The organism is Microbulbifer sp. YPW1 (genome assembly GCF_013367775.1).
Lineage (GTDB): Bacteria > Pseudomonadota > Gammaproteobacteria > Pseudomonadales > Cellvibrionaceae > Microbulbifer.
Map to the genome: position 1 here is coordinate 1,798,929 of NZ_CP055157.1, position 18,852 is coordinate 1,817,780.

General features: G+C 57.9%; 14 protein-coding genes and 1 pseudogene. 11 read left to right on the forward strand and 4 right to left on the reverse strand.

Annotated features, from left to right (window positions below; all coding sequences use genetic code 11):
- Positions 1-2: 2 nt before the first annotated feature.
- Complete coding sequence (locus HUW35_RS07680) at positions 3-1,223, reverse strand: hypothetical protein (RefSeq protein WP_255463546.1); 1,221 nt, start codon at positions 1,221-1,223, stop codon at positions 3-5.
- Positions 1,224-1,533: 310 nt separating this feature from the next.
- Between HUW35_RS07680 and HUW35_RS07685 the strand changes: the two genes are divergently transcribed.
- The 11 genes from HUW35_RS07685 to HUW35_RS07735 all read left to right on the forward strand — a co-directional run bounded on the left by HUW35_RS07685 (position 1,534) and on the right by HUW35_RS07735 (position 16,844).
- Positions 1,534-4,215, forward strand: coding sequence for a hypothetical protein (locus tag HUW35_RS07685; protein WP_255463547.1), 2,682 nt, complete (start codon positions 1,534-1,536; stop codon positions 4,213-4,215).
- A gap of 36 nt (positions 4,216-4,251) precedes the next feature.
- Positions 4,252-5,070 carry an SH3 domain-containing protein gene (locus HUW35_RS07690; protein ID WP_255463548.1) on the forward strand — a complete coding sequence of 273 codons (819 nt, stop codon included), beginning with the start codon at positions 4,252-4,254 and terminating at the stop codon, positions 5,068-5,070.
- A complete protein-coding gene (locus HUW35_RS07695; RefSeq protein WP_181255000.1) occupies positions 5,040-5,702 on the forward strand; it encodes an outer membrane beta-barrel domain-containing protein in 663 nt (220 codons plus the stop codon). The genes HUW35_RS07690 and HUW35_RS07695 overlap by 31 nt, the downstream gene beginning before the upstream one ends.
- Before the next feature lie 48 nt (positions 5,703-5,750).
- Positions 5,751-6,236, forward strand: a complete 486-nt coding sequence (locus tag HUW35_RS07700; protein WP_181255001.1) for a TlpA disulfide reductase family protein — start codon at positions 5,751-5,753, stop codon at positions 6,234-6,236.
- Between the two features lie 3 nt (positions 6,237-6,239).
- Complete coding sequence (locus tag HUW35_RS07705) at positions 6,240-6,467, forward strand: DUF4266 domain-containing protein (RefSeq protein ID WP_181255002.1); 228 nt, start codon at positions 6,240-6,242, stop codon at positions 6,465-6,467.
- Positions 6,454-7,611: a DUF3570 domain-containing protein gene (locus HUW35_RS07710; RefSeq protein WP_255463549.1), complete on the forward strand. Its 1,158-nt coding sequence runs from the start codon at positions 6,454-6,456 to the stop codon at positions 7,609-7,611. The genes HUW35_RS07705 and HUW35_RS07710 overlap by 14 nt, the downstream gene beginning before the upstream one ends.
- Before the next feature lie 370 nt (positions 7,612-7,981).
- The gene (locus HUW35_RS07715; protein WP_181255004.1) at positions 7,982-10,969 is read left to right on the forward strand and encodes a VWA domain-containing protein; all 2,988 of its coding nucleotides are present in this window, start codon (positions 7,982-7,984) and stop codon (positions 10,967-10,969) included.
- 296 nt (positions 10,970-11,265) lie between these two features.
- Positions 11,266-12,105, forward strand: a complete 840-nt coding sequence (locus HUW35_RS07720) for a 23S rRNA (adenine(2030)-N(6))-methyltransferase RlmJ (RefSeq protein ID WP_181255005.1) — start codon at positions 11,266-11,268, stop codon at positions 12,103-12,105.
- A 218-nt stretch (positions 12,106-12,323) separates the two neighbouring features.
- Positions 12,324-15,104 carry a TonB-dependent receptor gene (locus HUW35_RS07725; protein WP_181255006.1) on the forward strand — a complete coding sequence of 927 codons (2,781 nt, stop codon included), beginning with the start codon at positions 12,324-12,326 and terminating at the stop codon, positions 15,102-15,104.
- A 148-nt stretch (positions 15,105-15,252) separates the two neighbouring features.
- Complete coding sequence (locus HUW35_RS07730; protein WP_181255007.1) at positions 15,253-15,801, forward strand: RNA polymerase sigma factor; 549 nt, start codon at positions 15,253-15,255, stop codon at positions 15,799-15,801.
- On the forward strand, positions 15,801-16,844 hold the full coding sequence (locus tag HUW35_RS07735) for a FecR domain-containing protein (protein ID WP_181255008.1): 1,044 nt from the start codon (positions 15,801-15,803) through the stop codon (positions 16,842-16,844). Before HUW35_RS07730 ends, HUW35_RS07735 begins: the two co-directional genes overlap by 1 nt.
- Before the next feature lie 114 nt (positions 16,845-16,958).
- On the opposite strand, the pseudogene HUW35_RS07740 reads toward HUW35_RS07735, so the two are convergent.
- From HUW35_RS07740 to HUW35_RS07750, 3 genes and pseudogenes are all read right to left on the reverse strand, one after another.
- Positions 16,959-17,540: pseudogene (locus tag HUW35_RS07740) on the reverse strand (cation transporter); the annotation flags it as partial.
- A 57-nt stretch (positions 17,541-17,597) separates the two neighbouring features.
- Positions 17,598-17,978: a VOC family protein gene (locus tag HUW35_RS07745; RefSeq protein WP_181255010.1), complete on the reverse strand. Its 381-nt coding sequence runs from the start codon at positions 17,976-17,978 to the stop codon at positions 17,598-17,600.
- A gap of 82 nt (positions 17,979-18,060) precedes the next feature.
- A complete protein-coding gene (locus tag HUW35_RS07750) occupies positions 18,061-18,336 on the reverse strand; it encodes a hypothetical protein (protein WP_181255011.1) in 276 nt (91 codons plus the stop codon).
- Positions 18,337-18,852: the final 516 nt, after the last annotated feature.

The following is an 18,852-nucleotide window of genomic DNA, read 5'->3' on the forward strand; positions in this document are numbered from 1 at the left end:
CATTATTCCCCCGCACAGTAAACCGCAGCGTCTGCATAGACCTGCTTCAGCTTGTAGCCGTTGCCGGTAAAGCTGTCGGTCATGCTCGCGATGCGATTGCGGTCTGCGCTGTCTTCTGGTGCGCGCAGGCAGACCTGCTCGAATACTTTGGTGACCTGGCACTGGGCGAAGGCCTCGCTGTTGGCCAGTTCCCGTCCCATGGACTTGGCGCCATTGCCCGAGCCGGGCAGCGCGCTGCTCCAGCCCAGATGCATGTTTGGTCCCTCGCGCCAGTAGTTGTCCCATTTGTCATCGGGGATCACGAAACCGTAGGGAAAGGTGGCACTGTTGATGTGGTTTTTGGCCTTTACCCGGGTGCCGGTCGCGGGGTCGGTATCGCCGCTGCGGTTGTAGTCCAGCTGGCCGTCTTCCCCGGCAGGGTCGTTGTCCACGTCGTACACGTAGTCGTAGTAGGCAAATGCCTGGGCCATCGGGTCCATACCGCTGTGGCAGCCCACACAGTTGTTCTGGAACACGCGGCTGTCACCACCGGGACTGCGGCTGACATCCTGGCGGATGCGATCCGGTGGGCGCGATGTATCGTGTACCTGTTCCAGGTCGCGGCACAGGTGATTCATCAGGGTGAAGCGGAACATGGCGCGGTTGGTGCCCGCGTAGAAGAAAGCTTTGGCTCCGCCTCGTGTGGTCATCACACCGGCAGTCGCATCCCCGGGCAGGCCGGTTACCGATGACTGGGTGTGGCGTTCGAGGGCGGTCTGCAGCGGGTAGCCGCTCTGCTCCAGAGCGGCATAGTGCGCGTTATCGCTATTGCTGTAGCTGGGCAGCCCGAGGCCGGAAGCACCGGTATAGATGATGTCACCGGAAAGGATTTCCCGGAAATCCACCTCGTCGCGCACCATGCCGATCACCGTCGCCGTGTAATCGTTTAGCGGGGCGAAGTTGTCCCCATCGCGATTGGTCCAGGGGGTGACCAGGTTTTTCAGGGTCACATCGTAGAAGGCATCGTTTTCCATCGCCCGGTAGGCTGCCGAACCGGCATTGCCATTGGCGATATCCTCTGCCATCGCCTTGAGGACATCGACGCTCGGTTTGACTCCGGTGATACGGCTGTGGATCTGCGCGGCCTGCTCTTGCGGATCGGCAACAGCAATTGCACTGAGCGAGGCGCTGAAACAGGCGGTCGCCGCGAGCAGCATGCGCGCAGCGGGCGATTTTATTTTCATGGGCTGGTTCGCGTAAGGTTCTTTACCACGCGGGTAATGCCAGCGCAGTATTTTTTATGTCTTGAGACCGGTCACTGATACTAAAGAAAGTGGAGTGATTGGCTAGCGGTAAAAATTTAAACCGTGTTCTGGTTGGCAAAAACCGTGTGCACCGCTTGAGACAACACGGGTCAACCGAGAGAATCGCACCCATTACGCTTGCCCTGTTATGTGGGACGTTAGTCCAGTTATGGTGCCGCGACGACGGTGAGTAACCACTGCGAAACGAATAAAAATGCGGTAAGGGCCAAGCCAAATTGAGGGTATTTTCTTGAATAAATTCTATACGCTGGCCGGTGGGCTTGCGGCTTTGCTATTGCTCGCCGGTTGTTCCGGTGGCAGCGGTGGAAGCTCCGGCCTCGGTGGCGGTGATCAGGCTGAGGATCCGGTGGTCGTGGACTACCCGGTAGTCTATGTTCGTCGCACGCTGAACCGCGACGAAGACGATATGCTGGTGACCAGCGACCTCTATGCGCCCTCTGCCTTCAATCCCGGTGCTGAACTGGTGATGCGCGATCGCGCCACCGCCTCGGCCCCCGAGCGTGTGCTTACTGAAAACCTTTTTGTCAGTGATGAAGAGGCCGGTGTCGTGTTCGAGGGCGGCTATGACGTAAAAGATCTGGCCGTATCCGCCGATGGCACGCAACTCGCTTTCGCCATGCGTGCGCCGGATATCGAAGGGCTCGACGATGACGAGCAGCCGAGCTGGAATATCTGGCTATACGATTTTGAAACCGCGCAGCTGACCCGCGCCATCCAGTCCGACCTGATTGCCGAGGAGGGAGACGATATCGCCCCGGCTTTCCTCCCGGATGGCCGCCTTGTTTTCACTTCCACCCGCCAGCGTCGCTCACGGGCACTGTTGCTCGATGACAACAAGCCGCAGTTCTCCGCGCTGGCAGAAGATCTCGACGAGCCCGCCTTCGTGCTGCATGTGATGGAAGCGGACGGCACCGATATCCAGCAGATTTCCTACAACCAGAGTCACGATCTGTCCCCCACCGTGCTGTTCAATGGCCGCATCCTGTTCAGTCGCTGGGACAATATGGGTGGAGTGGATCGGCTGAGCCTCTACACGGTCAAGCCGGATGGCACCGACCTGCAGTTCCACTACGGCTACCACAGCCAGGCCACTGGCACCGGCAGTGGGCCGGACCCGATTCCCGCCGCCTTCAGCAAACCCCAGCAGATGCCGGACGGACGCATACTCGTCACCCTGCGCGCGCCGGAGGGGATTACCTACGGCGGCGATATGGTGGTGATCGATGCGGAAAACTTTACCGAGGCCTACAGCGAGCCCGAACAGCAGGGCGTGTTGCAGGGGCAGGAATCCCTGTCCGTCGAGCAGGTGATTACCGACGGCGGCCTGTCACCCCACGGCCTGTTTGCCAATGCCTGGGCATTCCACGACGGTACCAGCCGCCTGCTGGTGAGCTGGAGTGAGTGCCGGGTGATCGATCCGGAAACCGAGCTGCCGCAACCCTGCACCGACGAGTGGCTGGCGACACCGGACATCGTGCCTGCGGATCCCCTCTACGGCCTGTGGATTTACGACTATCGCGAGGGCACCCAGCGTCCGATCATCCAGCCGGTTGAAGGGCAGATGATCAGCGAGGCGGTCACCGCGGATACCCGCCCGATTGCGGAATTTATCCCCCAGCCGATTCCCGGGATCGATATCGACCGCGACCTGTTCGATGAGGGCATGGCGATTCTGGATATTCGCAGTGTGTACGATTTCGACGGTGTTGCCGCGGTGGATATAGCGGCGCTGGCGGATCCGCTGCAGACCACTGCCGCAGAACGCCCGGCGCGATTCCTGCGGGTTGTCAAAGCGGTGGGTGTTCCCGATCGCGATACCCTCGATTTCGATCGCTCCGCTTTCGGTCGCAGCCGCGCCCAGCTGATGCGTGAAATCATCGGCTATACCCCGATCCAGCCCGACGGCTCGGTGCGGGTTAAGGTCCCGGCGGACATGCCACTGGCTATTTCCGTGGTGGATGCCAACGGCCGTCGCATCGTCGGTCGCCACAATAACTGGCTGCAATTCCGCGCCGGTGAGATCCGCAAATGCCAGGGCTGTCACAGCGGCGACAGCGAGGTACCCCACGGCCGTACCGACAAAGAACCGGAATCCGCGTGGGCAGGTGCGCCCACCAGCGCCGCTCCGTTCGCCAACACCGAGCCGGCACTTACTGCGGATATGGGAGAGACCATGGCGCAGCTGATGGCGCGGGTGGCCGGCCATCCGGTTCTGGATGGCGACCTGAAATTTGCCGACCTGTGGACCGACCCGGCGCTGCGGGAAAAAGACCCGAGCAGTGAACTGTTGACCAGCGATCTGCCGACCCCGGCGCCCACCAGTCTCGCCTGCCAGAGTGAGTGGACTGCGGATTGCCGCACCGTCATACACTACCCCGAGCATATCCAGCCGATCTGGGATCTGCCGCGGGAGATCACCGATGCCATGGGCAACGTGATCGATGATCAGACCTGTACCAGTTGCCACAGCAACCGCGATGCCGCCGGCATGGCACAGGTGCCGCCGGGACAGCTGGACCTGAGCGCCTCCCAGTCCGGGGTGAACACCAATTTCAGCACCTCCTATGTGGAGCTGATCTTCGATAACCCCACCCAGGAGCTGCGCGACGGAGCGGTACAGAATGTGCTTGTACAGGATACCGATGACGACGGTAACCTGGTGTTCGAGACCGATGAGGACGGTGAGCTGATTTTGGATGCCGATGGCAACCCGATTCCTGTTATGGTTACCGTCGACATTGAGCGGATCATGGATACGGCCGGCGCCAACGCCAGTCGCTTCTTCCGCGTCTTTGAAGCGGGCGGCGTCCACGCAGGTGCGCTGTCCGCAGCGGAATTGCGATTGATTTCAGAGTGGCTGGATATCGGTGCGCAGTATTACAACAACCCCTTTGATGCACCGGTCAACTGAACAATGAACAGGCAGCCCGGAAACAGGATTTCCAATTTGGCGCTATTGCTGGCAGGACTCTTGAGTGTTTCCCTGGCCCAGGCGCAGACAGACACGGAAGAACAGGCAAGCGGAGAAACCCCGGTAACCGAGAGTTTCTCCGCACAGCAGTTTGGTGATCGCGCACCGCAGCAGCTCCCCTTCGACACCGAAAAAGTATTTGTGGGTGCTGAATTCCTGAACCTGTATACCGGCCCCGGGCGCGGATATGTCATCGACCAGGTGGTGGAATACGGCGAGCCGTTATGGCTGTTGAAGCGCCGCACCGACTGGGTCAAGGTCATGACCCGCACCGGCAAGATGGGCTGGGCAAAAATTGCCGACCTGGATGCGGTGTACGGTGCGGAAGGTGAACGGGTGGTGGTACCCGCCCCCGGCGTAGATGACGCCCGCGACCGCGGCGTGCGCTTCGGCTTTACCTACGGTGACTTCGAAGGTGCGAATTCGCTGGGGATTTCACTGGGTTACCGCTTTACCGGCAATCTCTCCGCGGAGCTGCGCGCTGCGCAAACCATCGGTGCCTATTCCGATAGCCAGACCTACCAGGTCGCTCTGTTACACAAGCCGTTTCCGGAATGGCGGCTCTCGCCGTATTTCATGCTGGGTACCGGGATCAATATCACCTCGCCCAACGCCACCATCGTCGCCACGGAAGACCGCCAGGACACCACCATGCTCAGCGGCATCGGCGTCACCACCCACTTGTCCCGCCGCTTTGCCCTGCGCGCGGAAGTTGCCAATCACTACCTGCTCACCTCGCGGGAAAATAATCAGGAGATAGTCGAGTGGAAACTGGGCTTCGACGTATTCATGTAACACTCGCTGGCCTGTTGCTGGCCGCGAGTGCTTCTTTCGCCAATATTGCCTGTGCTCAGGGTGATACGACGATTGACGAGATCATCTCGCCGGATCTGGAGCGTCGTGAAATCCGCGAGGCGGAAATCGACAGCGAGGACTTTGAAGTTACCGTCTACTGGGGCGGTATCATGAGCGTGGAGGATTTCGGCAGTAACCGCATGATCGGCGGCAGCCTGGCCTACCACATCAATGAAGATTTCTTTATGGAGGCCGCCTACGCGCAGACCGAACTGGGCGAGTCCAGCTATGAGCGCCTGAGTGGATCTGCCCCGCTGCTGACCGAAGACGAGCGCGACCTCAGCCTGTACAACCTGTCTCTGGCCTGGAATTTCCTGCCCGGCGAAATCTTTATCCTCGATCGGTGGGCGCTGAACAGCAACCTTTACCTGATCGGTGGAATCGGCAATACCAGCTTCGCCGACGAAGAGTATTTCACTTACAACGTCGGGGTGGGGGTGCGCATGTTGACCAAGGACTGGCTGACGCTGCGTTTTGATGTGCGCGACCACATTTTCGAGCACGAGATTTTTGGTGAGCCGATTACCACCAACAACCTTTCCGCCCAGCTGGGTGTTTCCATTTATTTCTGACCGCAGTGAATTTCACAGAAAAACAACTGAGAAAACCGGAGAATTCCAATGCGTAAACTGATTGCCGCTCTCTGCACCAGTGCCGCCCTGCTCGCGGGCGCCCCCGCTTCCGCCAATGTCCCGGCAGCGGATTTCACCCTCGCGTCCCTGAAAGACGGCAACCTCAAACTGAGCGAACAGCGCGGTGAAGTGATCATGCTGAACTTCTGGGCTTCCTGGTGTGGTCCCTGCCGCGAAGAGATGCCGCTGCTCAATGACCTGCACGCGCGCTACGAGCCCGTGGGTTTCCAGGTATGGGGTGTCAATGTCGATGCCAACCGCGAAGATGCGCAGGCGATGCTGAACAAGATTCCGGTGGAGTTTCCGGTACTGTTCGACTCCCAGAGTGATGTGAGCAAGCTGTTCGGCGTGGAAGCCATGCCGAGCTCCGTATTCATCGATCGCGACGGCAAGGTGCGCTACGTGCACAAGGGCTACCGCAGCGGCGACGAGGCGGAATACAAGAAAATCATCAAGGAACTGATCCGGGAATAAGCCATGTACAAGCGCGCGCTTCTGCTGTTGCCACTTTTGTTGCTGGCAGGCTGTGAAACCATGATGCCGGATCCCTGGGTAAAGCCCTATGAGCGGCATTACCTGGCGGACCCGATCATGAGCTTTGAACGGGATCCGGTGGCAGCGGGTTATATGAACCATGTGTACGAAGCGCGTGAGGCTGCGCGGGGCGCGGAAGGCGGTTCCGGGGGCGGTTGTGGCTGTAACTGATCTTAAGAAACTGCTCGGCCTGCTGGCTGTTGCACTGTTCGCGACAACTACAAACAGCGCGGTTTTGCCAGAAGAGCGCGCCGACACCATGTATCACGCCTACAGTGGTGGCGGTGTCACCATTGATGGCCCATCAGTGCTGGTGCGCAAGAACATTGGCAACAAGGTTTCCCTTTCGGCCAATTACTATGTGGACATGATTTCCGGTGCCTCCATCGATGTGCAGGCCACTGCCAGTCCCTACAGTGAGCAGCGCGACGAGTTTTCCCTGGGCGCCGACTACCTGGTGGAAAAAACCACCATGAGTCTCAGCTACACCAATTCCAGCGAAAACGACTACCAGGCGGAGACCGTCGGATTTGGCATCAGCCAGGATTTCTTTGGTGATCTCAGCAACCTGTCCATGCGCGTCAGTCTCGGCAGCGATGATGTGATGCGCAACGGCGACGAGAACTTTCTCGAGCAGGCCGAGCACCGTCGCTACTCTCTCGGCTGGAGCCAGATTCTCACCACCAAACTGATTGCCGAGGTCAGTGTGGAAACGGTGGCCGATGAAGGCTTCCTGAATAATCCCTATCGCAGTGTGCGCTACCTGGACCCAAACTCCGGCACCGGTTTCAGTTACCAGGCCGAGCTGTATCCCACTACACGCAACAGCGATGCAGTGGCGTTGCGCGCGAAATACCGCTTGCCCTACCGCGCCGCGATCAAGAGTGAATATCGCCGCTACGCGGACAGCTGGGGGATCAGTTCCGACAACCTCGAATTCCGCTATACCCATCCGCTGGAATCCGAAAACCTGATTCTCGAAGGCAAACTGCGTTACTACAAGCAGGACGGGGCGGACTTTTACAGTGACCTTTTCCCCTACCTGAACGCCACCAATTTCCGCGCCCGCGACAAAGAACTGAGTGATTTTTCCAGTACCGCCATCGGCATCGGCGCCTCTTACCAGCTCCCCGATCGCTGGGCACTGTTTAATCGTCGGAATACCGTCAATCTCTACTGGGATTATGTGCTGTTCGACTACGACAATTTCCACGATGTGCGCGTGCACAACAGCGGCGATTACCTCCCCGGCGAAGAGCCCACCTACAGCTTTAACGCCCATGTCGTGCGACTGTTCTGGTCAATGTGGTTCTAACCCCGTCCGCTGATTAATTTGGCACTCCCGTTTGATAAGCGTGAGTGCCTGACCCTATTCGTATCCCCTCCTGATGCCTTCTTTTCTTCGGTCTGTGACGCTTATCACGCCATCAATGTGATCAAACCCTGATCAGAAAGGCGCAAAATAGCCCCCAAAATGCCTAAAAGGAGGCATTGTTCGCATTTCGTGGCATCTATAGCCTCCATCCCCGCGCGAATTGTTCTCCCCTCTCGCCGTGTCTGCAGCAGCACAACGCAGTCCGTTCCCGAGTTGTGCGAGAGGTATTGATCCGCAAAAAAAAGCTACGCCACTTCCGCCTTGAAACGCTCTTCGGTGGAACGGAAATCAATTTTACCTGGGGGATTTTATGTACAGTCGATTGCTACTCGTCTGCTCGTTTTCACTAGTTCTCGCCGCATGCGGCGGGGGAGGTGGGGGATCCGATGGTGGTGGAAGTGGAAGCAGTGGTGGGGGGAGCTCCAGCAGTAGTTCAAGTTCCAGCTCGAGTTCCAGTAGTTCGAGCTCAAGTAGTGGTGGATCTAGCTCGAGTAGCAGCTCCAGTTCCAGTAGCGGCGGTGGCGGCACTTCATATACGATTTCCACCGCGCTTGGTGTTGGCCTTGCCGCCGAGCCCGCATCTGCCACTGTTGAAGAGGGCGGTACCGCAAGTTTCACCCTTTCGCAGGTCGAAGCGGGTTACGCTTTAGAAAATATCGCTGGTTGTGGTGGTAGTTATGATTCCGCCACCGGCGTTTACACCACTGGCCCGATAACCGCAGATTGTGAAGTGGTAGCGAGTAGCCAATTAGCGGTAAATCTGCAGCCCTATACGATTACCGCAACGCAACCGTCTATCGTCACCATGATTCAGCGGGTGGTGGATCGTAGCAGTGGTGAGCCGGTTACCAGCCTTACCCTGGATGACTTCAACGTTCTGGAAAATGACACGCCTATTGCGGAGCGCGAAGCCTTTCTGGATCTTGAGCCGATTGATCAGATTCCCTACCAGCTGAAGACCGTGTTGATGCTGGATGTCAGCTCGAGTGTGACGTCTTCTGACCTGGTCGATGTAAAAGCTGCGGCTGAAAAAATCGTCGATAATCTTATTCAAAACCAGCAGATTGCTGTTTACGTGTTTGATGACACGGTCCGCAGAGTGAGTGATTTCAGCAGCGACAAGGAGGCCTTGAAAGCGGCAATTGACGGCATCACCGGCGGCGGCCCTTCAACAAATCTGTATGGTGCAGTGGTCAACGGTTTCAGCCAATGGAACAACAGTTTCACCCTTGATCAGGTGACCCATGGGGCTCTGATTCTGATTACCGATGGCAACGATACGGCTTCGTCTTCTACGCTTGACGCAGCTCTCGCAGCCAAAGGCGACAAGGATTTCTTCGCGCTTACCGTTGGCAGCGAAATCGATCCGGATCCGCTGGTACAAATTGTGCTGGGTGAGAAGCTGGATACCATCGTCGATTCCGACCGCGCCTTGGCTTCGAAACGACTTTTCAGTGTAAGCAATTACGGTGAGGTGGATACGGGTCTGCAGCAGATTGCGGCGGAAGTAGAGCGGCTGACGCAAGGCTTGTATTTCCTCTACTACGCCACGCCCAAGCGCTCCGGAACTCATACGGTGACTGTGAGTATCGAAAACAATGCACCCTGCTCCGAGCTGGATGTAAATTGTGTGACGTCACTTTCCGGAAATTTTTCTGCAAGTGGATTTAGCAATGTCTTGCCCGAATTGCTGTTCAGCGGGCCGGAAGGCACTCTGCGGCCGGGAAATACATACCAGCTTTCCGGGCGCGTGCGCTGGTCAAACCCGCCGTACGAATTTACCTGGGCACTGGAAAATCTTGATGGCCAGATGACGCTCGAGGTAAACCCGGAAGATCCCAGCAAGGCAACTCTCAGCATCGCCTCTTCTGCCCAGGTGAGCAAAGGTTCCGTTACGCTTTCTGTTCTATTGCAGGGCGGCAGTGGCGATGAACTGGTCAATACGGTGGATTACGAGGCCGGTATCTCAGTAAGCGGCCCGGACGGTACGATACTCGACACTATCCAGCTCAGGGGCGGACAGTCCTTGGCACTTACTGCAGATGTTGCCTGTGATCAATGTAGCTGGTGGCTTAATAATTCTGCAGTGGCCAGCCTTAATGTCACTACCGGCAATCGCGTGAACCTTTCTGCAGGAAGTTCCACTGGATACACCAAGCTAACGATTCAGGATCAGTTGTCTGGTGTGTCTTCGAGTTACGCTGTCGAAGTCGGCTTCCGCCCCGGGACCAGCGAGGATGTACAGGTATCCTATTACGACTCTCACGCTTTAACCTTGAAGGCGGATGGCAGCCTGTGGGCATGGGGCTGGAACATCAACGGTGCCTTGGGCACGGGTGACACGTCCTCCGTCTACGTACCTACTCGAGTGGGCATAGATAGCGACTGGATCAATGTAGCGGCAGGCAGTCAATCCTCCTTCGCTATTAAGTCTGATGGCACCCTGTGGGCCTGGGGATCAAACCACGCTTATCGACTGGGTACCGGAGATGAGAATCTCGTTGAGCAGCACCTTCCCGTGCAAGTCGGTGAAGACAGCGACTGGGTGAAGGTTTTCGCGGGTGAAGGCCGCGGTTTCGCGATCAAGTCCGATGGCAGTCTTTGGGCCTGGGGTAGTAATAGTCGCGGAATGCTCGGCACCGGTCCTGATTCACCTACCGCTGCGGAAACGCCCGTACAAATCGGTACCGATACCGATTGGGTTAGTATCTCGGCAGCTCGATACCACACTGTGGCGCTGAAAAGCGATGGCAGTTTGTGGGCCTGGGGTCACAATAACGTCGGTCAACTGGGTAACGGAAATTTCGATGCACAGTACAGCCCGGTGCGAGTGGGCGAAGACACGGATTGGACCGTGGTAGACGCTGGTAACTCTCACACCGTTGCGCTGAAATCCGATGGCAGTCTGTGGGCCTGGGGAGATAATGGCAATTATCAGCTGGGCTCAAGCGATAATACGCTAGACCTAAATGTTCCCACCCAGGTCGGCGACGACACGGATTGGATTTCGGTGGATGCCGGCGCGAATCATACGGTTGCGGTTAAATCCGGTGGCAGCCTGTGGGCCTGGGGAAGAAATGTTGACGGGCAAGCGGGTATCGATAGCACCGACAACTATGTGGTCGTGCCGACACAGGTCGGAGGCGCTTCCAGCTGGAGCAGCGTAGTCGCCGGAACGGCTACGACCTTTGCGATCAGCAGGGATGGCTATTTGTGGGGCTGGGGAGATAACGAGAACTACCGTCTGGCAGTTGGTTCCATGACCGATAAAAGGGCACCTGTAGTTGTTGGCTTCTAATTTAAGTAGTTAACCGTTAGGCAACCATTCCAAATTAAAGGGGGCTTTGTGCCCCCTTTTTATTTTGTTTGCAGATCATGCGCATGGGGTATCCGGCTGCCAGCAAGGTTGTCAGGTTTGATTAAAAATTGATTGTCACCGACTAAAAAGCGCCCTAAAGTTCGCCGGCATTCCGGTGAGCCCAAAAGATCGGGCCCTTTCCCCTCCTCGAGGATGCTCACCCGCCGCTGCCTACCTCTCCTCATTTATCTGTCCGGCAGCGTTTTGTCCTCGTTTTTCGCGCCCGGGTGGGTTTCATGCTCAGTTATCGTCACGGTTTTCATGCCGGCAATTTTGCCGACGTGCTCAAGCACTGCGTGCTTGTGGAAATTATTTCCTACTTGCAAAAGAAAGGTGCGCCTTTCGACTATATCGATACCCATGCGGGTGCGGGCGGGTATGCCCTGACATCGGATATGGCGCAGAAAAACTGCGAGTACCTCAATGGGATCGGCCAGCTCTACGGGCGTTGCGAACTACCGGGACTGCAGAATTATCTGCGTCTGATCGAGGGGCTGAACCCGCAGGGCAGATTGCAGCAGTATCCCGGCTCGCCGTTGATTGCCGCACAGCTGCTGCGCCCCCAGGACAAGGCCTGGTTGTTCGAGCTGCATCCCAGCGATGCGGAAAAGCTGCGTCAGACCCTCTCCCGCGGGCGCCAGTGTCGGGTGCGCGAGGAAGATGGATTTGCCGGGCTGTCGAGCCTGCTGCCGTGCAGCTCCCGTCGCGCCCTGATCCTGATCGATCCGCCCTATGAACAGAAAGCGGACTACCAGCGGATAGTAACCGCGTTACAGCTGATTCACCGCAAGATGGCCACTGCCACGGTGGCGCTCTGGTACCCGGTTGTGGAGCGCCATCGCATTGATGCGCTGGAAAAGCAGATCGCCGGATCCGGCATACGCAATATCGAGCTGTTCGAATTGGGTATCCGCGCCGATGCGGATGGCCTCGGCATGACCTCCTCCGGCATGATCGTGGTCAATCCCCCCTGGACCCTGCGCAAGCAGATGCAGGAATTGTTGCCCGCGCTGGCCGCAGACCTGAGTGCCGATGGCAAGGCTCACTACCGCTGTGTGACCCTGGTTGCCGAATAAGGGGGGGCGGATCGGGCGGCGCTGCGCGTCTCAACTTGTCACCCCCCGGAAGATTGTTGTATGTTTTCCAGACAGAACAATAATCAACCGGGCGCGTGATAGAAGCGGCGACTCTCCCGAGCAGTGGTTCGGCAGGATGAAAGGCTGCTATCGCGTCACCGGGATCCCCGCTATCTGCCCCTGTGGCAATCGCCGGGAACAGCGATGACGATTTGCCTATGTCCAAGGCCTGCCTCAGGTCACTACCCGCCCTTTTGCTGGCGGCACACGTAAGTGCCGTACCGGCGGCATTTGCCGTGGATGCCGCTCAGAGGCCGGAGGGTAATATTGGACCGGGAAATTCCGCACAGGCCGCCACCTACCAATTCCAGATTCCCCCACAGCCGCTCGACCAGTCACTACTGGCATTCTCACGTCAGACCGGGCTGGCGGTGATGGTTGCCACCGCCCAGGATCGCGCTGTCAGCACTCCGGGCGGCGAGGCGCCGGCGGTCGCTGGCGAATACACCGCCGAAGCCGCGCTGGAGCAGCTGCTGGCGCAGTCGGATTTCCGCTACCGGCGGGTGGATGGCCAGGGAGTAGTGATTCTGCCCCCGAAATCGACAGCAGCAGAGGCGGAGACAGAGGCGCAGCTTATCGCCGAGGCGCGCCCACTGCTGGAGGAGATTGAGGTGGTGGCGAGCAAGCGCCGCACCAGTCTCCAGCAGACGCCCATGACCGTCACCGCGATCAGTGGCGGCACCCTGGAAGAGCGCAATATCGATAGCCTGGAGAAACTCGCGGCAGAAGTGCCCAGCCTGCAGGTGGCGCGCAATGGAGACCACACCGCATCCATGCTCTACCTGCGCGGGGTCGGGTCTGATAACCACACCGAGGCGGGGGATTCCGGGGTCGCCACCCATGTGGATGGGATATTCAGCAGCCGGGTACAGGGTTCGGCGGTCCTGCTTTATGACCTGGATCGGGTTGAAGTGCTGCGCGGTCCCCAGGGCACCCTGTTCGGGCGCAACTCCACTGGCGGGGTGATCAACTACCACACGGCGCGACCGCAGGACGAATGGTCGTCGGAAATGTCAGTCACTCTGGGCAACTACCGGCAGCACAAGATCAGTGCCGTTGCCAATGCACCGATCAGCGACAACTGGGCACTGCGCTGGGCGGGGGTATCCGAACAGGTCGACAGCTATACCGACTACACCGAAGATTCGGTTCACGCGGATCGCGACAGCCGCTATAACAACACCCACCTGTTCAGTCACCGCCTCAGCTCGAGCTGGCAGATCACGGATAGTCTCGACTGGTGGCTCAGCTACGAGCGCTTTGAGGATCGCGGCGCCGGCAGTCTGCCGGTGGTGGATTATGCCACCCCGGTCACCATCGATACCCCCGGGCGCACCCGGTTGGACCAGGACGCGTTGCGCAGCCGCATAGCGCTCAGTTTGCCCGGCGGTGCGTCACTATCCTATATCTCCGGTTATGGCTTTACCCGTCGCGCCCAGGACTGGGATGCGGATCGCAGCGGCGCGGTGGGCAGCGAGACAGACCCGGCCATCTATCACCAGAGCAATCGCACCATCTGGTCGAAATACCGCGCGCGTCAGCACGAACTGCAGCTGAAAAGCCGCGACGACCAGCGGTTGCGCTGGCTGCTGGCGTATTTCAACTTTGCGGAAAAGAATGCGATCCGCTTCGACCTGGAGCATCAGGAGCCTGACGGCAGCGGTTGGGGCGGTGCGCCGGCACACAGCTTCCTGCAACCGGACCGGGGTTCCCGGTTGGATGCGGCATACGGCCAACTGGATTACGACCTGAGCGCGCAATGGCGGGTCAGCGTCGGCGCCAGAAGCGGTCGCGACCAGCGCTATGATCGCGTCGGGCGCAACATCGCCTGCCCGGACCTGATCCGCAGCGATCGCGGTGGCGAGCTGGGTTCCGTCGCGGTCAATCGCGAATCCGCTGATCCGGATCAGTGTTATGTAGCAAACTACAATGACGTCGACCGCACCTGGCGCAGCACCACCGCCATGGCGCGCCTTACCTATCACCCTTCCGACCAGACCCTGCTCTATCTGCACTATGCCGAGGGATTCAAACCGGGCATCGTGCAGGACGGCGCCAAGCTCAGTGGCACATACCTTGGTGTCGATGACCCGAATTACCGGCAGGCGCTGGAAACATTGCTCGAGCGCAATAACCGCGGCGCCGCCTTTGTCGGCCCGGAAACCAGTGCCAACCTGGAGCTGGGCTTCAAGCTGGGCCTGCTGGATGGCGCCATGACCCTGAACGGGGCGCTGTTTGATACCCGCTACCGCGACCTGCAGGTCTCTGGCATCGCCGTGGAGGAAGATGGCACCGAGTTGATTCGCAGCTCTAATGCCCCATCCGCCACCATTCGCGGCATGGAGCTGGAGCTGAACTGGGCCAGTAGTCTCAACGGGCGGGTTGCGGGCTTCATATCCCTGCTTGATGCGCACTACGATCACTTCCTCGCGGTGGATAGCGAGTTTCCCGATCACGGCCAGACCTGGAACCCGGGCGCCGGTGACCCGCAATTCCCCAACCTGGTGGATTTCAGCGGCAACCGCCTGAAGCAGGTACCAGAGATCAGTCTCGGCCTGAACTACCGCCATAGCCTCTCACTGGGTAACTGGGCGCGCGCTACCGCACGGCTGGGGGTGCAGTTCGCCTCGGATATGTACTTCGATGAGGCCAATCGAGGCAGTCGCAGCGGCATGTTGCTGGATAACCGCAGCGGTGAGTGGCAGCAGGATCCCGCCGGTCCCGCGGACAACATCGACCGTCAGCCCGCCTGGAGCCGCTGGAATACCGGTATCAAGCTTGAGCCCTACCGAGGCAACTGGTGGCTTGATCTCTACGGAGAAAACCTCACCAATACCGCCGTCGCCAACGATGTGCAGGAGGCGGATATTGCGGTACCTGAGTACTACTACGGCGCGCCGCGTACCTTCGGCCTGCGGCTTGGCGTTCAGATCGACTGAATAGCGTCGCGTGTTCATTATTTTTTTATCGTGGGGGGACGATCCGTTTCTCTTGACCGTTCTATCGACAAGAGAAATAGATTTCAGCGCCCGCCAGAGGCGTCTTCCATACAGACAAATACAACAAAAATGATGGTGAAGAGAATCCATGGCAACAGCGTGGGCTAGCCAATTGGCGACCGATAACGACAAGGACCTGGATTACTACTACCGCGAATATCACCAGGAACTCTGTCGGTATGCGGTGAGTAAGTTCGGACTGTCGCACAGCGAGGCCGAGGACCTGGTGCAGGAAGCATTTGCGCGCATGGCGCCCCAGCTCCGGGTTGGCGATATCGAACATGTGCGGGCCTTCCTGTATCGCTCTGTGCACAACGCCACGATTGACGCGTTGCGCAAGGGGCAGGTGCGGGAGAGTTATGCACAGTCGGTGCAGGACGACCCAGACCGGGAGCAGGACAGCCTGAGCCCGGAGCGCGTTGCCACCAGCCGGCAGTTCCTGGGCCTGATCAATCGCGCCCTGTGGAGCATGCCCCACAAGCGCCGCCGGCTGTTGTTGATGAATCGTGTCGATGGTCTCTCCTACGCGGAAATAGCGCGGAGGGAAGGACTCTCGGCAACCGTAGTTAAAAAGCATGTAGCGAAAGCCCTGGCTGGGTGTCAGGAAGCGCTGCGTGCACATGGTGGAGAATTGTGATGACGACTGGCAACAGTCACCTGCAGACAGATATCCGGCGCGTGGAAGCCGAAGCCCGTGAGTGGTTTATGCTTCGCGGCGAGCGCAGCCTCTCGGGTGACGAGCAGTCCGCGTTTGACGAGTGGATGCAGCAGGTACACAACCGCGGCGCTTACCAGCGCCTGGAACAGATCGATCGCAGCCTGGCAGCCCTCGCCGCCGGCGCGGAGGGCGCACGCCTGCGCCAGCCTGGGGGGCTCTCAGGCTGGCTCGACAAGCTGAATAACTACTTCGGTATTGCGCCGGTCGCCGGTCTCGCGTTTGCCTGCACATTGATGCTCGCCGTGGGGGTGGTTTACCTGGCCCCATGGCAGGCTGAGCCGGGGCCCCAGGCCTACGCCGCGGAACTGGCACAGCAACGCACCGTAACCCTCGACGACGGTAGTCGGGTAACTCTCGGCGGCGACTCCGCCATTGAGGTCGCGTTCAGCGATGACCGCCGCAGCGTGAAACTCCTGCGCGGACAGGCGTTCTTCGAGGTCTCCAGGGATCCTGCGCGCCCGTTCTATGTGGGCGCCCGCGACGCGGAGATCCGCGTGGTAGGCACCCGCTTTGATGTGCATGCCGGCAGTACCCTGCACCCCGCGACAAAAGTCACTGTCGAGGAGGGTATCGTCGATGTCGCCAGTCGTCCGGCAGGCGAGGCTGCTGTTAGCCAAAGCGGCCCGAAGGTGCGCTTGGTTGCCGGTCAGCAGGTCAGGGTTGAGCAGTCCCGGCTGAGCCATGTCACCACCGTGGATAGCACCCAGGTTGCCAGCTGGCGTCAGGGAAAATTCAGCTATCGCGACGCACCGCTGTCCGAGGTAGTTGCCGATGCCAATCGCTATCGCCAAAAGCGTATTGTGATTGGCACTCGCGAACTGGAAAACCTGCGCGTGACTACGGCGTTCACCGCTGATCAGGCCGATACCCTGGTGGCAATGCTTGAACAGTCATTACCGGTGCGGGTGTTCAAGGAGCCCGATGGCCGTGTGGTGATCTGGCCGGGTACCGTGGAAGATTAAACGACTGATTAAGTAAAAAAGCCCGGAGATTTCCGGGCTTTTTTATGTGTGCTTGTTACGAATGTTTGGTATTTCGCTGTTATTCAGTAAGGCGCACCGTAGTTTTAGGGGGCATCATTGCGCCTGGTCATGCGCGTCTCTGGCTTCGCGAAGTATTTTCCAGCCACCGCGGATAACCACGAGCGAAATAATACTTCCGATAATCAAGTCGGGCAGCCGGCTACCGAGAAGTGCAACAAGTACGCCGGCGACTATCACCCCGAGATTAGCGATCACATCGTTTGCGGAAAATATCCACGAGGCTCGCATATGCATGCCCCCTTCGCGGTGTTTTGAAATCAGGGCGAGACAGATGATATTGGCGATCAGTGCCACAGCACCGACGCTCATGATCAGCAGGCTATGTGGCTCGCTACCAAAAAGCAGCCTCCTGAGCACTTCGAGCAGAACTCCCGCGCCTAATAGTATCTGCAGGATACCGCTGATTCTGGCTGCGCGAACTTGCAGCATAACGCCCCGGCCTACCGCGTAGAGAGAAATTCCATATACCAGTGCATCGGCCAGCATATCGAGTGAATCGGCTATCAGCCCGGTGGACTGTGCCAGCCAGCCCAGAATCAGTTCGACAGCGAACATCAAACCGTTGATGGATAGCAGCGCGATTAAGGTTTTTCTCTCGAGCTTCTCTGCTTGTGCAGGATTGCAGCCACAATCGGACATTTTTAAGTTTTCACCCTGGGCTCTATTAATGAACTATTCGCTGCGTTCTACCCTCCACGGAGGGTTCAGGCGATTATTTCCCGCCCAGTAGAGCTTGATCTTGTTGCCCGACGGATCATGCAGTACTGCCTCCCGCCAAAGATATGGCATATCTGTAGGCTCCTGGTCGAAGGCAAATCCTTTTTCCTTGAGATTCGCTACCAGCGTATCCAGCGTGCTATTTTCAAAGTAGATGACGGTGCGGCTTGTAAAATCTTCAGATTCCAGTGAGAGGGAAAATGTGGAGTTTCCCTCGGGGCATTCAAAGCGGGCGTAATGGGGCGTATCCACGATTTGCAGAAAACCCATGCGCCGGTAGAAGTCTGTAGATTCTTCCATGTTTGAAACCGGTAGGGTTACCTGGTTCAAATCCATTCTTTAATCCTGCAAGTAACGAAATGAATTGGCTGAGAGGTTTTTTCCCGTTAGGGAAAAGCGCAAGCTCTGATTGAATATATTAGTCGGGGCTGTCTATCGATTTGATGGCAGTATGTACAAGGCCATCTATCAAATTGTCCTTCACCGAACGGTTTTTTCTTTTTTCGTCCTGCCTTCTCTGCTCTAGCATTTTTTCTCGGGGAGTTTTCCCCAAGTCTCGAATATCCTCGTCACTTTTGGAGGTATATGCATCTGGATCTCCAGACCACAAGTCTGCATGCAACATGTCTTCCTGGCTTGCGCACCCTGAACCAGCTGCGACAAAAATAGCGATAAGAACAAATTTATTTTTCATTATTCCTTGGGGCTCCGGATGGCCGGTAGATTGCTCTGAGTATGGCCTGGCAAGAATGCTAGGGACATTAAACCTCTATGTTGATGGCAAATCTATCGTAGCAGTCACTTCAACTTTCCTCGGTATCCGTTATTGCTTGATGCAGACCTTAGGTTGGTTGAAATTTGGGCAGCTTGTTCGGGTAAGGATTTGCGGCGAATGACGCTCTGGGATGAGAGGGTATTTTTCTGGAGTGGTTTTTTGGATGGGAGCGAAGTGCTTGCTGCAAATCGCTGGCGCGCCCCGTCGAACAGCGGTTGTTCTCGATTGCCCGGCGCAAGCATAAAAAAAGCCGCACCCTTTCGGGAGCGGCTTTTTGTATGGTGCCCAGAGGCGGAATCGAAGCATCTTCTAGCGGTCCTATGGTGTCTATAGGTTAAACAGCTGAACTTGTGGATAACCACAACTATAACCACAGATTACCAATATCTTATAAGTTACAACTCCCGTTTTCATCATGTGGAGAGCCAAGCCATA